The 13,378-nt window shown below is 52.0% G+C and carries 16 protein-coding genes; 12 read left to right on the top strand and 4 right to left on the bottom strand.

Annotated features, from left to right (window positions below; all coding sequences use genetic code 11):
* Nucleotides 1–29 precede the first annotated feature (29 nt).
* Complete coding sequence (locus BEB42_RS15985; RefSeq protein WP_105267449.1) at nucleotides 30–920, bottom strand: LysR family transcriptional regulator; 891 nt, start codon at nucleotides 918–920, stop codon at nucleotides 30–32.
* A 141-nt stretch (nucleotides 921–1,061) separates the two neighbouring features.
* On the opposite strand from BEB42_RS15985, the gene BEB42_RS15980 reads away from it, so the two are divergent.
* The 6 genes from BEB42_RS15980 to BEB42_RS15955 are packed head-to-tail and all read left to right on the top strand — an operon-like array spanning nucleotide 1,062 to nucleotide 6,775.
* Nucleotides 1,062–1,769: a CoA transferase subunit A gene (locus tag BEB42_RS15980; RefSeq protein WP_000907685.1), complete on the top strand. Its 708-nt coding sequence runs from the start codon at nucleotides 1,062–1,064 to the stop codon at nucleotides 1,767–1,769.
* A gap of 2 nt (nucleotides 1,770–1,771) precedes the next feature.
* Nucleotides 1,772–2,428: a CoA transferase subunit B gene (locus BEB42_RS15975; protein WP_000957780.1), complete on the top strand. Its 657-nt coding sequence runs from the start codon at nucleotides 1,772–1,774 to the stop codon at nucleotides 2,426–2,428.
* A 9-nt stretch (nucleotides 2,429–2,437) separates the two neighbouring features.
* Nucleotides 2,438–3,643: an acetyl-CoA C-acetyltransferase gene (locus BEB42_RS15970; protein WP_001154416.1), complete on the top strand. Its 1,206-nt coding sequence runs from the start codon at nucleotides 2,438–2,440 to the stop codon at nucleotides 3,641–3,643.
* The gene (locus BEB42_RS15965; RefSeq protein ID WP_001192843.1) at nucleotides 3,633–4,556 is read left to right on the top strand and encodes a 3-hydroxyacyl-CoA dehydrogenase family protein; all 924 of its coding nucleotides are present in this window, start codon (nucleotides 3,633–3,635) and stop codon (nucleotides 4,554–4,556) included. The genes BEB42_RS15970 and BEB42_RS15965 overlap by 11 nt, the downstream gene beginning before the upstream one ends.
* Nucleotides 4,557–4,601: 45 nt before the next feature.
* Nucleotides 4,602–5,993, top strand: a complete 1,392-nt coding sequence (locus BEB42_RS15960; protein ID WP_105267448.1) for a GntP family permease — start codon at nucleotides 4,602–4,604, stop codon at nucleotides 5,991–5,993.
* 11 nt (nucleotides 5,994–6,004) lie between these two features.
* Nucleotides 6,005–6,775 (top strand): 3-hydroxybutyrate dehydrogenase, encoded by a 771-nt coding sequence (locus BEB42_RS15955; protein ID WP_001053158.1) that lies wholly within the window; start codon nucleotides 6,005–6,007, stop codon nucleotides 6,773–6,775.
* Nucleotides 6,776–6,809: 34 nt separating this feature from the next.
* On the opposite strand, the gene osmC is transcribed toward BEB42_RS15955, so the two are convergent.
* Nucleotides 6,810–7,241 carry a peroxiredoxin OsmC gene (gene osmC, locus BEB42_RS15950; RefSeq protein WP_105267447.1) on the bottom strand — a complete coding sequence of 144 codons (432 nt, stop codon included), beginning with the start codon at nucleotides 7,239–7,241 and terminating at the stop codon, nucleotides 6,810–6,812.
* 343 nt (nucleotides 7,242–7,584) lie between these two features.
* Between osmC and bdm the strand changes: the two genes are divergently transcribed.
* The 6 genes from bdm to BEB42_RS15915 all read left to right on the top strand — a co-directional run bounded on the left by bdm (nucleotide 7,585) and on the right by BEB42_RS15915 (nucleotide 11,786).
* On the top strand, nucleotides 7,585–7,800 hold the full coding sequence (gene bdm, locus BEB42_RS15940; protein WP_000495766.1) for a biofilm-dependent modulation protein: 216 nt from the start codon (nucleotides 7,585–7,587) through the stop codon (nucleotides 7,798–7,800).
* 101 nt (nucleotides 7,801–7,901) lie between these two features.
* Complete coding sequence (gene sra / locus BEB42_RS15935; RefSeq protein ID WP_000841554.1) at nucleotides 7,902–8,039, top strand: stationary-phase-induced ribosome-associated protein; 138 nt, start codon at nucleotides 7,902–7,904, stop codon at nucleotides 8,037–8,039.
* 156 nt (nucleotides 8,040–8,195) lie between these two features.
* The gene (maeA, locus tag BEB42_RS15930) at nucleotides 8,196–9,893 is read left to right on the top strand and encodes a malate dehydrogenase (protein WP_000433464.1); all 1,698 of its coding nucleotides are present in this window, start codon (nucleotides 8,196–8,198) and stop codon (nucleotides 9,891–9,893) included.
* 134 nt (nucleotides 9,894–10,027) lie between these two features.
* Nucleotides 10,028–11,038: an alcohol dehydrogenase AdhP gene (adhP, locus tag BEB42_RS15925; protein WP_000642407.1), complete on the top strand. Its 1,011-nt coding sequence runs from the start codon at nucleotides 10,028–10,030 to the stop codon at nucleotides 11,036–11,038.
* Between the two features lie 185 nt (nucleotides 11,039–11,223).
* A complete protein-coding gene (locus BEB42_RS15920) occupies nucleotides 11,224–11,502 on the top strand; it encodes a type II toxin-antitoxin system RelE/ParE family toxin (RefSeq protein WP_105267446.1) in 279 nt (92 codons plus the stop codon).
* On the top strand, nucleotides 11,502–11,786 hold the full coding sequence (locus BEB42_RS15915; protein WP_000781370.1) for a HigA family addiction module antitoxin: 285 nt from the start codon (nucleotides 11,502–11,504) through the stop codon (nucleotides 11,784–11,786). Before BEB42_RS15920 ends, BEB42_RS15915 begins: the two co-directional genes overlap by 1 nt.
* 50 nt (nucleotides 11,787–11,836) lie before the next feature.
* On the opposite strand, the gene fdnI is transcribed toward BEB42_RS15915, so the two are convergent.
* On the bottom strand, nucleotides 11,837–12,490 hold the full coding sequence (gene fdnI / locus BEB42_RS15910) for a formate dehydrogenase-N subunit gamma (protein WP_000045648.1): 654 nt from the start codon (nucleotides 12,488–12,490) through the stop codon (nucleotides 11,837–11,839).
* Entirely contained in the window at nucleotides 12,483–13,367 is an 885-nt protein-coding gene (fdnH, locus tag BEB42_RS15905) for a formate dehydrogenase N subunit beta (protein ID WP_001240575.1), read from the bottom strand. The genes fdnI and fdnH overlap by 8 nt, the downstream gene beginning before the upstream one ends.
* Nucleotides 13,368–13,378: the final 11 nt, after the last annotated feature.

Here is a 13,378-nt window from a genome sequence, read left to right as displayed (position 1 = left end):
CATCCGGCTATTGCATGTCTGTGGAAACGTTATGCGTCATAGGTTTTTTTTAACGTTTCCATCAACGCTTGCGCCGCAGTAGAAAGCTTATGGTGTGACGAACGCAGAACGCCTACCCGTCGCTCAATCACCGGATTATCCAGTTCCAGACACACTGCGCCCAATTCGCTCATCTGCCTGCGGCACAGTGCAGGCACAGCGCTGCCCCCCAAACCGTTTGCCACCAGCCGCCCAACCGTAACCAGTTGATGGCTTTCCAGCGCCACTTCCAGTTGCGTTCCACTTTGTGCCAATTCCTCTTCCAGCATCAACCTGACGGCTGACGGTCGCTGGAGGGTGATAAAATCGAGCGTCAGCAAATCCCGCCAGCTCACGCGTTGCCGATTTGTCAGTCGGGAATCGGCTGGAACAATAGCAACAAACCGATCCACGCCCAGCGGGATAAAATGCAAATGGCCGCAATAGTCAGGTTCAAAGGCAATCCCCATCTCCACGCGCCCTTCACTCACCATTTCGATTACCAGCTCATTCACCACATCGTGCACAGTGACGTTAATCCCTGAATAACAATCGCGGAAGGTTTTCAGCACCGGAGGCAAAACGTTGGCCGCAAATGACGGCATCGCTGCCACTGAGACTTTGCCCCGCCTGAGCGTGAATCGCTGACGCATGGCCTCTTCGGTGTTATCCCAGTCAGCCAGCAAAGGCCGTGCCATCGACAATAGCGTTTCCCCCTCCTGGGTTAACGTCACTTTTCGCGTAGTACGCAGCAGTAAAGCGCCCCCTAAGGCATCTTCCAGTCCTTTAATGGCAAGACTTAGCGCAGGCTGCGACATATTCAGCCGTTCACTGGCATGGGCAAAGTTCAGAGTGTGAGCTACCGCTAAAAACGCGCGTAACTGTTTGATGCTCATTTTCATCTGGTATTCCGTTAACTTGTTGAATACATTTAATTAACATTATATTTATAAATAATACAAATGAATGAGTCACAAATTTAAAATTAACAAATCATTTTTTGCCCTTAATGATGTTGGAAAGGACAACTGGAGGGCAACTGTATGGCTGGGCTGGATAAACGGGTCGCTACGTATCACGAGGCGCTTGAAGGACTTACCAATGAGATGACGATTCTGGCGGGAGGTTTTGGCCTGTGCGGCATCCCGGAGAATCTGATTGCTGAAGTTCGCCACCGTGGAGTAACCGCATTGACGGTGGTTTCCAATAACTGTGGCGTAGACGGTTTTGGACTGGGTGTACTGCTGGAAACCCGACAGATCCGTAAAGTCATCGCTTCTTATGTTGGCGAAAATGCTTTGTTTGAAAAACAGGTGCTTAACGGCGAACTGGAGGCGATTCTCACACCACAAGGAACCCTGGCAGAACAACTGCGCGCAGGCGGCGCGGGCATCCCGGCGTTCTTTACTGCCACCGGTTACGGTACACCCGTTGCCGAAGGGAAAGAAGTCCGCGAATTCAACGGTCGCCCGTACATAATGGAACAGGCTATCACCGGTGATTTTGCCCTGGTCAAAGGCTGGAAAGCCGACTGGTACGGCAACGTGATTTATCGTCATACCGCGCAAAACTTCAACCCACTGATGGCGGCTGCCGGAAAAATCACCGTGGTGGAAGTGGAAGAGATTGTGCCGCCTGGTGAACTTGATCCTGCCGCAATCCATACCCCAGGGATTTTTGTTAATCGCGTCATTCAGGGGCAATTTGAAAAACGCATTGAACAACGCACCCTTAGCCGCAAAGGAGCCTGACCATGTTAACCCGTGAACAAATGGCGATGCGAGTCGCCCGCGAATTGCGCGATGGCTATTACGTCAATCTCGGCATTGGTATCCCGACCCTGGTGGCAAACTACATTCCTGACGGGATGGATGTGATGTTGCAGTCAGAAAACGGTTTGCTGGGAATGGGCGCATTTCCTACGGAAGATGAACTGGACGCCGACATGATTAACGCCGGTAAACAAACCGTTACCGCACGGAAAGGCGCGGCAATTTTCGATTCGGCGCAATCTTTCGCCATGATCCGTGGCGGCCATGTGGATCTGACTGTGCTTGGCGCATTTGAAGTGGATGTGAATGGCAACATTGCCTCATGGATGATCCCCGGCAAGATGGTTAAAGGCATGGGCGGTGCCATGGATCTGGTTGCCGGTGCCGAGAATATTATTGTGGTAATGACCCACGCCTCCAAATCCGGCGAATCCAAACTGCTTCCCGACTGTACCCTGCCATTGACTGGCGTCGGCTGCATCAAACGCGTCTTAACCGACCTTGCTCTGCTGGAAATTGCTGACGGCGCTTTCATTCTGCGCGAGCGCGCGCCGGGAATCAGCGTTGCGGAAATCGTCGCCAAAACCGCCGGTAAGTTGTTTGTGCCGGAACATGTCCCGGAAATGCAATTCAACTGAGGAATCACCATGCAGGACGTTGTTATTGTTGCCGCTACGCGCACGCCGATTGGCTGTTTTCATGGCGCTCTCGCACCACTTTCTGCGGTTGATCTCGGCGCTGCCACCATCCGTTCATTGCTGGAGAAAACCGCACTTGCAGCAGAACAGATCGATGAAGTGATTTTTGGTCAGGTCCTGACTGCCGGAAGCGGACAAAACCCAGCACGGCAATCGGCGCTCAAAGCCGGGTTAAGCCACGATACACCCGCCGTTACCATCAACCTGGTATGTGGTTCCGGTTTGAAAGCCGTACACCAGGCCGTGCAGGCGATCCGCTGTGGTGATGCACAGATCATTATCGCAGGTGGCCAGGAAAGCATGAGCAACGCGCCCTATTTTATTGATGGCGCGCGGGCAGGTTTACGCCTCGGGCATACCAGCATGAAAGACAGCGTGGTTCATGACGGACTATGGGATGCTTTCAATGATTACCACATGGGCATTACTGCAGAAAACCTGGCGCAAAAATATGCCATCAGTCGCGAGCGCCAGGACACATTCGCGCTACGTTCTCAGCAAAAAGCCGCTGCCGCAATGGAAGCCTGGCGCTTTGCAGACGAAATTACTCCGGTCAGCGTACCACAAGGTAAAAAACCACCACGCTGGGTAAATACCGACGAACAACCACGTTCCGGGACGCAACTGGAAAAACTGGCGCAACTGAAACCGGCCTTTCTTCCGGGGGCAGGAAGCGTCACCGCGGGAAATGCCTCTTCCATCAATGATGGTGCCGCCGCAGTCATGTTAATGCGCGCCAGCAAAGCTGCCGAACTTGGCCTCTCTGTGCTGGCTCGGGTGGCCGGTTATGCCGTTTCTGGCGTCGATCCTGCCTTTATGGGCATCGGTCCGGTCGTCGCTACCCGCGAATGTCTTAAGCGTTGCGGATGGACGCTGGAAGATATTGATCTTATTGAAGCAAACGAAGCTTTCGCAGCGCAGGCGCTGGCCGTTGGCGACGAACTGAACTGGGATAACGACAAAGTGAATGTTAACGGCGGCGCAATCGCACTTGGGCATCCTATTGGCGCTTCTGGTTGCCGCATTCTGGTCACTCTCATTTATGAAATGGCGCGACGTAATGCGCAAAAAGGGCTGGCGACGCTGTGCGTCGGTGGCGGTCAGGGCGTGGCGCTGACGCTGGAAAGAACCACAGGAGAACACCATGCAAACTGAACAATTTGCGGTACTGGGCGCCGGATTGATGGGCGTGGGGATTGCCACTCATTTCGCCCGCTTTGGTCATGATATCTGGCTGTACGATACCGAGCAGAGCCGGATTGCTGAAATCCCCGTAGTTGCAGCCGGGATTCTTGATGAACTGATTAGCTGCGAACAGTTTACTGCCTCGGGAAAAGAGAATGTGCTTAAACGCCTTCACGGCACGACCTCTCTTGCTGACATCGCCGACTCGCAACTACTGATTGAGGCGATCCCGGAGCGGCTTGAACTAAAACACGCATTATATGCCGAGCTTGAAACACTTATTTCTCCTGAGGCCATTGTCGCCAGCAATACCAGCGGTCTGCCGCCCGATGATCTGGCAGCGAAGATGCGCTACCCGCAACGACTGCTGATCGCCCATTTCTGGCATCCGCCGCACTTCATTCCACTTGTAGAGATTGTCCCCGGCAGCGTTACCGAGCCAAAGCATTTGCACTGGCTGCAACACTTGCTTGTGTCACTGCAACTGGAAGCTGTGTTGCTGGATCGCGCTGCGCCAGGATTTGTCGGCAACCGTCTGCAATTTGCACTGTTGCGTGAAGCCCTGCATATCGTAAAAAGCGGCATCGCCAGTGCCGAAGTAGTCGATCAGGTCATGCGCGCCTCGCTTGGGCGACGTTATGCCATGGTCGGCCCGCTGGAGGCCGCCGACATGACCGGACTTTCGACGGTGCAGGATATTTGTCGCCATCTTCTCCCTGAACTGGCGACTGGCAGCGACATGATGTCGTTAGTTGCCGAAAAAGTGGAACGTGGAGACATCGGCGTACGTAGCGGTCAGGGATTTTACCGCTGGGATGAATCGCGGAAGCAGTACATCCAGCAGCGTCGGGAACATCAGCTTCGCTTCGCCCTGAAACCCTAACTTCTCTCGCTGTACCCACTATAACAACGATATTGAGGAGTCCCGATGAGTGTATTAATCGCCCTTGCCGCGCTTGGGCTGCTAATGCTGGCAGCCTATCGCGGATACAGCGTTATCCTTTTTGCCCCCATCGCGGCATTAGGCGCTGTTCTTGTCACCGATCCGGGGGCTGTTGGCCCAGCATTTACCGGTCTGTTCATGGAAAAAATGGTCGGCTTCGTGAAATTGTACTTCCCGGTGTTTCTGCTCGGGGCCGTGTTCGGAAAACTGATTGAGCTTTCAGGATTTTCTCGTTCGATTGTCGCTGCTGCAATCAACATTCTCGGGCGGCGGCATGCGATTCCGGTGATTGTGCTGGTATGCGCATTACTCACCTATGGCGGCGTGTCGCTGTTTGTGGTGGCATTTGCCGTTTATCCGTTCGCGGCTGAATTGTTCCGACAGAGTAATATCCCCAAACGGCTTATACCGGCAACGGTGGCCCTCGGAGCATTCTCTTTTACTATGGACGCTCTGCCCGGCACACCTCAAATCCAGAACATTATTCCCACCAGTTTCTTTGGCACCAACGCCTGGGCCGCGCCGTGGCTGGGGCTCATTGGTTCACTGTTTATCATTGCCGTCGGGCTTATCTATCTGGAGCGACAGCGTCGTAAAGCGCATGCAAAAAATGAAGGTTACGGCACAGAGTTACTTAATGAACCTGAAACGCCAGACAACATCAATTTGCCGAATCCACTCATTGCGATTTCACCGTTGATTCTGGTGGGGCTGTTGAACTTGTTGTTTACCTGGTGGATCCCTGTTTGGTACGGTGCGAGTCACCAACTGGAGTTGCCAGGACTTGCCGCCCCGATCACTACAAATGTCGCCAAAATCACCGCTATCTGGGCCGTTGAAGCAGCGCTCATTGCCGGAATTTTGCTGGTGGTGATTTTCGGATATCGCAATATTCATGGAAGACTGGCAGAAGGAAGCCGTACTGCGGTGGGTGGCGCAATTCTGGCCGCGATGAACACCGCCTCAGAATATGGCTTCGGTGCGGTTATCGCCGCTCTGCCCGGTTTTCTGGTGCTCTCAAAGGCGCTGGCTGCCATTCCAGATCCATTACTCAACGAAGCCATCAGCATCACCACGCTTGCCGGCATTACCGGTTCAGCGTCCGGCGGGATGAGTATTGCTCTTGCGGCTATGTCCGACACTTTTATTGCCGCTGCGCACGCTGCCAATATTCCACTGGAAGTTTTTCACCGCGTGGCATCTATGGCCAGTGGCGGCATGGATACATTGCCCCATAACGGCGCAGTGATCACTCTGCTGGCAATTACTGGGCTGAGTCACCGTCAGGCTTACGGCGGTATCTTCGCAATTACGATCATTAAAAGTCTGGCCGTGCTGTTTATCATCGGCGTGTACTACACCACCGGCATTGTCTAAGGAGAATCATCATGAATTTACAAGGTAAAACTGCGCTTGTGACGGGGTCCTCCAGCGGTATTGGACTCGGTATTGCTCAGACACTGGCAAAAGCCGGCGCGCAAGTGATCCTCAACGGCTTCGGTGATGTTGACGCGGCAATCAATGGAGTTTCTCGTGTGGGTAAAACGCCTGGCTATCATGAGGCAGACCTCAGCGATGAATCGCAAATTGTCAGCATGATGGCCTACGCACGGAGGGAATTTGGCGGTGTGGACATTCTGGTGAATAACGCCGGGATCCAATATGTCTCCCCGGTGGAATCTTTCCCGGTAGAAAAATGGAACGCCATTATCGCTATCAATCTCTCTTCTGTCTTTCACACCACGCGTCTGGCACTGCCTGAAATGCGCACTCGTAACTGGGGGCGGATCATTAACATTGCCTCTGTGCATGGGCTGGTAGCGTCGAAAGACAAATCGGCTTATGTTGCGGCAAAACATGGCGTGGTGGGACTCACAAAGACCATTGCTCTGGAGACTGCGCAGACGGGTATTACCTGCAACGCGCTCTGCCCTGGCTGGGTGCTGACGCCGCTGGTACAACAGCAGATTGATAAGCGCATTGCGCAAGGCGAAGATGCGGAAAGCGCGCGTGACGCCTTACTGGCAGAAAAACAGCCTTCTCGTGAATTTGTGACTCCGCAACAACTGGGTGAACTGGCGCTCTTTCTCTGTTCGGATGCGGCAGCACAAGTGCGCGGTGTAGCGTGGAATATGGATGGCGGTTGGGTAGCACAGTAAGAGTTCGCCGGATGACGCGTCATCCGGCAACGCTTTACGATTTCAACTGGTAATCCAGCGTAATTTCCGCTTTCAGTACCTGAGAAACCGGGCATCCTGCTTTTGCTTTCTGGATAATGCCGTCAAAAGTAGAGGCATCAATACCCGGCACCGCAACTTCACTCTTCAGTGCGATTTTCGTAATTGCAAAACCGGCATCCACTTTATCCAGCGAGACATCGGCGGTGGTATCAATCGATGATGGCGTGAATCCCGCTTCCCCCAGCATTAATGAAAGTGCCATTGAGAAACATGCTGCATGCGCCGCGCCAATTAGTTCTTCAGGGTTAGTTCCTTTTTTGCCTTCAAAACGCGTATTAAATCCATACGGCTGTTGGTTCAGCACGCCGCTCTCGGTGGATACGGTTCCCTTCCCGCGTTTGATATCGCCTTCCCAGTGTGCCTGACCTTTCTTATGGATTGTCATTGTTGCTCTCCTGTGGGCTTAAAAAGGAAATTATAGACTACGTGAGAAACAGTATGAGGTTAAGCAGGATATTCCGAATAGAATCCGGCGAAAATATTATCTATGTACTTAAATAAAATTCCCACAATAGATAACCGGGAATATATAACTCAAGAGATATTGCATCAATATCAATCAACTCACACCAATAATATTCCCATTAGTATCATGGAGTTAAAATATAAAAATCATCAACCAGGACTAATCTTAACAACGAAGCAGCAAATATTTGCCATGCTGAATGTGCTTTATAAATCTGCGATCCGTAGCAGACACCATAAATACACAGACACGGAGAATCACTATGTTTACTTATTATCAGGCAGAAAATTCAACAGCAGAACCCGCTCTGGTTAATGCCATTGAGCAAGGCCTTCGGGCAGAGCACGGTGTTGTCACTGAAGATGACATTCTCATGGAGCTGACCAAATGGGTGGAAGCTTCTGATAACGACATCCTCAGTGATATCTACCAGCAAACGATCAATTATGTGGTCAGTGGCCAGCACCCTACGCTTTAAGGTGCTATGCTTGATCGGCAACCTAATTTAGGGGTTTAGCACGTGTTTCTTCGCTACGGCGATGTTGTCCTTAAAACTAGCAACAGGATTGAGGAGTTAAAATGAAATCGAACCGTCAGGCACGTCATATTCTTGGACTGGACCATAAAATTTCTAACCAGCGCAAAATAGTTACCGAAGGTGACAAATCCAGCGTGGTAAATAACCCAACCGGCAGAAAACGCCCCGCTGAAAAGTAATCTTTAACAATCAGTCCTCAATGACGATTAAACACCATTGCCTGCGCAATGGTGTTTTTGTTTTTAACTGCTTTATACTTGGAGCCGACGCCCTGGCGGTAAAGCAAAGACGATAAAAGCACCCCAGGGATGGATATTCAAAAAAGAGTGAGTGACATGGAACCAAAAACAAAAAAACAGCGTTCGCTTTATATTCCTTACGCTGGCCCTGTACTGCTGGAATTTCCGTTGTTGAATAAAGGCAGCGCCTTCAGCATGGAAGAACGCCGTAACTTCAACCTGCTGGGGTTACTGCCGGAAGTGGTCGAAACCATCGAAGAACAAGCGGAACGCGCATGGATCCAGTATCAGGGATTCAAAACCGAAATCGACAAACACATCTACCTGCGTAACATCCAGGACACCAACGAAACCCTCTTCTACCGTCTGGTAAACAATCATCTTGATGAGATGATGCCTGTTATTTATACCCCAACCGTCGGCGCAGCCTGTGAGCGTTTTTCTGAGATCTACCGCCGTTCACGCGGCGTGTTTATCTCTTACCAGAACCGCCACAATATGGACGATATTCTGCAAAACGTGCCGAACCATAATATTAAAGTGATTGTGGTGACTGACGGCGAACGTATTCTGGGGCTTGGTGACCAGGGCATCGGTGGGATGGGTATTCCGATCGGTAAACTGTCGCTCTATACCGCCTGCGGCGGCATCAGCCCGGCGTATACACTGCCGGTGGTGCTGGATGTCGGGACGAACAACCAGCAGTTGCTTAACGACCCGCTGTATATGGGCTGGCGTAATCCACGTATCACTGACGACGAATACTATGAATTCGTGGATGAATTTATCCAGGCTGTGAAGCAACGCTGGCCGGACGTGTTATTGCAGTTTGAAGATTTTGCACAGAAAAACGCGATGCCGTTGCTTAACCGCTATCGCAATGAAATTTGTTCTTTTAACGATGATATTCAGGGCACCGCGGCGGTAACAGTCGGCACACTGATCGCAGCCAGCCGTGCGGCGGGCGGTCAGTTAAGCGAGAAAAAAATCGTCTTCCTCGGCGCAGGTTCAGCAGGATGCGGCATTGCGGAGATGATCATCGCCCAGACTCAGCGTGAAGGATTAAGCGAAGAAGCGGCGCGGCAGAAAGTCTTTATGGTCGATCGCTTTGGTCTGCTGACCGACAAGATGCCGAACCTGCTGCCTTTCCAGACCAAACTGGTGCAGAAGCGCGAAAATCTCAGTGACTGGGATACTGACAGCGATGTGCTGTCATTGCTTGATGTGGTGCGCAATGTCAAACCGGATATTCTGATTGGCGTCTCAGGACAGACCGGGCTGTTTACGGAAGAGATCATCCGTGAGATGCACAAACACTGTCCGCGTCCGATCGTGATGCCGCTGTCTAACCCGACTTCACGGGTGGAAGCCACACCGCAGGACATTATCGCCTGGACCGAAGGTAACGCGCTGGTCGCCACCGGCAGTCCGTTTAATCCGGTGGTATGGAAAGATAAAATCTACCCTATCGCGCAATGCAACAACGCTTTTATCTTCCCGGGCATTGGGCTGGGCGTTATTGCTTCCGGCGCGTCACGTATCACCGATGAGATGCTGATGTCGGCAAGCGAAACGCTTGCTCAGTATTCGCCGCTGGTACTGAACGGCGAAGGTCTGGTACTGCCGGAACTGAAAGATATTCAGAAAGTGTCCCGCGCAATTGCGTTTGCGGTTGGCAAAATGGCGCAGCAGCAAGGCGTGGCGGTGAAAACGTCTGCCGAAGCTCTGCAACAGGCCATTGATGATAACTTCTGGCAAGCCGAATACCGCGACTACCGCCGTACATCCATCTAAGCCTGCGCCCGGTAGTGACTGCTACCGGGCAATTTTCCTCTTCCTTTTTCAGATCTCATCCATACTGGGTAGTGGCGAATAAATCTCATTTGCCTCACCTGCTATGCAGAACATCATCCGAAAAGGAGGAAACTATGAAGGCTGCAGTTGTTACGAAGGATCATCATGTTGACGTTACGGATAAAACACTGCGCTCACTGAAACATGGCGAAGCCCTGCTGAAAATGGAGTGTTGTGGCGTATGTCATACCGATCTTCATGTTAAGAATGGCGATTTTGGTGATAAAACCGGCGTGATTCTGGGCCATGAAGGCATCGGTGTGGTGGCAGAAGTTGGCCCCGGCGTTACCTCATTAAAACCAGGCGATCGCGCCAGCGTGGCGTGGTTTTACGAAGGATGCGGTCATTGCGAATACTGTAACAGCGGTAACGAAACGCTCTGCCGTTCAGTAAAAAATGCCGGATACAGCGTTGATGGCGGCATGGCGGAAGAGTGCATCGTGGTCGCCGATTACGCGGTTAAAGTGCCGGATGGCCTGGACTCGGCGGCGGCCAGCAGCATCACCTGTGCGGGCGTCACCACCTACAAAGCAGTAAAACTGTCAAAAATTCGTCCAGGACAGTGGATTGCTATCTACGGTCTTGGCGGTCTGGGTAATCTCGCCCTGCAATACGCGAAGAATGTCTTTAACGCCAAAGTGATCGCCATTGATGTCAATGATGAGCAGTTGAAACTGGCAACCGAAATGGGTGCAGATTTAGCGATTAACTCACGCACCGAAGACGCCGCCAAAATTGTGCAGGAAAAAACCGGTGGCGCTCACGCAGCGGTGGTGACCGCGGTAGCTAAAGCTGCGTTTAACTCAGCGGTCGATGCCGTTCGTGCAGGCGGTCGTGTTGTGGCTGTCGGTCTGCCGCCGGAGTCTATGAGCCTGGACATCCCACGGCTGGTGCTGGATGGTATTGAAGTGGTCGGTTCGCTAGTCGGCACGCGCCAGGATCTAACCGAAGCCTTCCAGTTTGCCGCCGAAGGCAAAGTGGTGCCGAAAGTCGCCCTGCGTCCGTTAGCGGACATCAACACCATCTTTACTGAGATGGAAGAAGGCAAAATCCGTGGCCGTATGGTGATTGATTTCCGCCGCTAAGAAGCCTTTGCTGCGACTGCCATGTTCGGGTCGCAGCCTGTTTTGCGAGACGCTTTCCGCAATTTCACTCTTCTTCTTTTCCTCCCCCATCTTTCCCCTCACAATTCGCGAAAACGTAGCGAAATTTGTTGCGCTGTACGGAACAATAGTGATAGTGTTCCTTTCGAGGGAACAAGGATGAAGAGATGATAATGAATTTCAGACACAAGGGATTGCGTGACTTGTTTCTTCTCGGCAAAACCTCCGGCGTTATAACGACGCAAATCAAACGATTACGCCACCGACTCGCTGTGATTGATGCAGCAAGCTGTCTTGCTGATATCGATATGCCCGGCTACCGACTACACCCGTTAAGCGGCGATCGTGATGGAATTTGGGCGATATCTGTCTCGGGCAACTGGCGAATCACATTTGAATTCGTCAATGGCGATGCATACATACTGGATTACGAGGACTATCACTGATGAAAATGGCCAATCATCCCCGCCCGGGGGACATTATTCAGGAATCACTGGACGAGCTGAACGTCAGCCTGCGCGAGTTTGCCAGAGCAATGGAAATTGCGCCCTCAACGGCAAGCCGATTGCTGACCGGAAAAGCGGCATTGACGCCAGAAATGGCAATTAAACTTTCCGTGGTGATCGGCAGTTCGCCGCAAATGTGGCTGAATCTACAAAACGCCTGGAGTCTGGCTGAGGCAGAAAAAACGGTAGATGTGTCGCGACTACGCCGTCTGGTTACGCAATAAAAAAATGGCGCCTTTTACAGCGCCATTTTCAGCTTAAAGTTCAAAAGAGATTATATCCCTTCTTCACTCTCTTTTTTCGCTTCTGCCTTTTCGATTTCACGATACCAGCGTGGATGGTGTTTCTTCGCCCAACGACGGCTCACCTTCCCTTCGATCATCCCTTTAATCGACCCTTTCACCCAGAATGCCATATACATATGAATCAGGATGGCGTGGATCAGGATGATACCCGCAGCCGCGTGAATCAACAGGCTATAACGGACAACCTGCATCGGGAAGTACTGCGCAAAGTACGGACGCCAGATAATCACCCCGGTTACCAGCAGCACGAAAATCATGCTCATGATCGACCAGAACATCATCTTTTGCCCGGCGTTGTACTTACCGACATCCGCCACTTTGTGTTCATTGCCTTTTAATACTTCGACAATGTTCAACAGCCACGGAATATCTTTCTTATCCGGGATGTTGTGATGCACAAAACGCACAAACATAAACATCAGCGCGACGAAAATCGCAATGCCGAAGAACGGGTGCAAAATGCGTCCCATCTGCGGCGTACCGAAGGTTTGCGTCAGCCATTGCAGCGTCGGGAAGAAGAACGAAATCCCGGACAGCGCCACCAGGAAGAAGCAAATCACCACGGTCCAGTGACAGGCGCGATCAATAAACTTGGTGCGCACAATCATTTTCGACTTACTCATGATGATCCTCCTCGTCATCGTCCACTTCCTTATTCGGGCCAATACCGATGTAGTGGAAAATCAACCCGGCAAAAGTGGCGATAAAGCCAGCCGCTGCCAGCGGTTTCAACGCGCCTTTCCACAGGTTCACCGAAGTGTCGATCTTTGGATCTTTCGGCAGGCCGTGATACAGCTCCGGCTGATCGGCGTGATGCAGCACGTACATGACATGCGTACCACCGACCCCTTCCGGGTTGTAGACGCCAGCATGTTCGTAACCACGCGCTTTCAGTTTCGCCACGCGCTGTTCCGCCAGCTCCAGCATCTCCTTCTTGATGCCGAAGTGGATAGCCCCGGTCGGACAAGTTTTCACACAAGCCGGTTCCTGACCGACGCTGACACGATCGACGCAGAGTGTGCATTTATATACCCGGTTATCCTCTTTGTTGAGGCGCGGAATATTAAACGGACACCCGGCAATGCAGTAACCACAGCCGATGCAGTTTTCCGACTGGAAATCGACAATCCCGTTAGCGTACTGAATGATCGCACCAGCAGACGGGCACGCCTTCAGGCAGCCCGGATCTTCACAGTGCATACAGCCATCTTTACGGATCAGCCACTCCAGCTTGCCGTTCTGTTCGGTTTCGCTAAAGCGCATCACCGTCCAGGACTTGGCGCTCAGATCGGCGGGGTTATCATAAACCCCGACGCAGTGCCCCACTTCATCACGGATATCGTTCCACTCCGAACACGCCACCTGACAGGCTTTACAGCCGATACAGGTGGAAACGTCGATAAGTTTCGCGACTTCTGCTTTGTAATCACGCACCTGAGAAGGCGGCGTGATGGAGTTAGTTGCGGACCTTTTGATAATGTCCTGCGTTTCCATAGCCATCTGTTCGCCCC

Origin of the sequence: Escherichia sp. MOD1-EC5990, assembly GCF_002965285.1 — a bacterium.
GTDB lineage: Bacteria > Pseudomonadota > Gammaproteobacteria > Enterobacterales > Enterobacteriaceae > Escherichia > Escherichia coli_F.
This window is presented reverse-complemented; position numbering and strand designations above follow the sequence as displayed.

Coding starts and splice junctions, on each gene's coding strand:
- fdnI (WP_000045648.1), bottom strand. CDS start 12,490: ATGAGTAAGTCGAAAATGATTGTGCGCACCAAGTTTATTGATCGCGCC.
- BEB42_RS15920 (WP_105267446.1), top strand. CDS start 11,224: ATGATAATGAATTTCAGACACAAGGGATTGCGTGACTTGTTTCTTCTC.
- BEB42_RS15965 (WP_001192843.1), top strand. CDS start 3,633: ATGCAAACTGAACAATTTGCGGTACTGGGCGCCGGATTGATGGGCGTG.
- BEB42_RS15975 (WP_000957780.1), top strand. CDS start 1,772: ATGTTAACCCGTGAACAAATGGCGATGCGAGTCGCCCGCGAATTGCGC.
- adhP (WP_000642407.1), top strand. CDS start 10,028: ATGAAGGCTGCAGTTGTTACGAAGGATCATCATGTTGACGTTACGGAT.
- osmC (WP_105267447.1), bottom strand. CDS start 7,241: ATGACAATCCATAAGAAAGGTCAGGCACACTGGGAAGGCGATATCAAA.
- BEB42_RS15960 (WP_105267448.1), top strand. CDS start 4,602: ATGAGTGTATTAATCGCCCTTGCCGCGCTTGGGCTGCTAATGCTGGCA.
- BEB42_RS15915 (WP_000781370.1), top strand. CDS start 11,502: ATGAAAATGGCCAATCATCCCCGCCCGGGGGACATTATTCAGGAATCA.
- BEB42_RS15955 (WP_001053158.1), top strand. CDS start 6,005: ATGAATTTACAAGGTAAAACTGCGCTTGTGACGGGGTCCTCCAGCGGT.
- BEB42_RS15985 (WP_105267449.1), bottom strand. CDS start 920: ATGAAAATGAGCATCAAACAGTTACGCGCGTTTTTAGCGGTAGCTCAC.
- sra (WP_000841554.1), top strand. CDS start 7,902: ATGAAATCGAACCGTCAGGCACGTCATATTCTTGGACTGGACCATAAA.
- BEB42_RS15970 (WP_001154416.1), top strand. CDS start 2,438: ATGCAGGACGTTGTTATTGTTGCCGCTACGCGCACGCCGATTGGCTGT.
- BEB42_RS15980 (WP_000907685.1), top strand. CDS start 1,062: ATGGCTGGGCTGGATAAACGGGTCGCTACGTATCACGAGGCGCTTGAA.
- maeA (WP_000433464.1), top strand. CDS start 8,196: ATGGAACCAAAAACAAAAAAACAGCGTTCGCTTTATATTCCTTACGCT.
- fdnH (WP_001240575.1), bottom strand. CDS start 13,367: ATGGCTATGGAAACGCAGGACATTATCAAAAGGTCCGCAACTAACTCC.
- bdm (WP_000495766.1), top strand. CDS start 7,585: ATGTTTACTTATTATCAGGCAGAAAATTCAACAGCAGAACCCGCTCTG.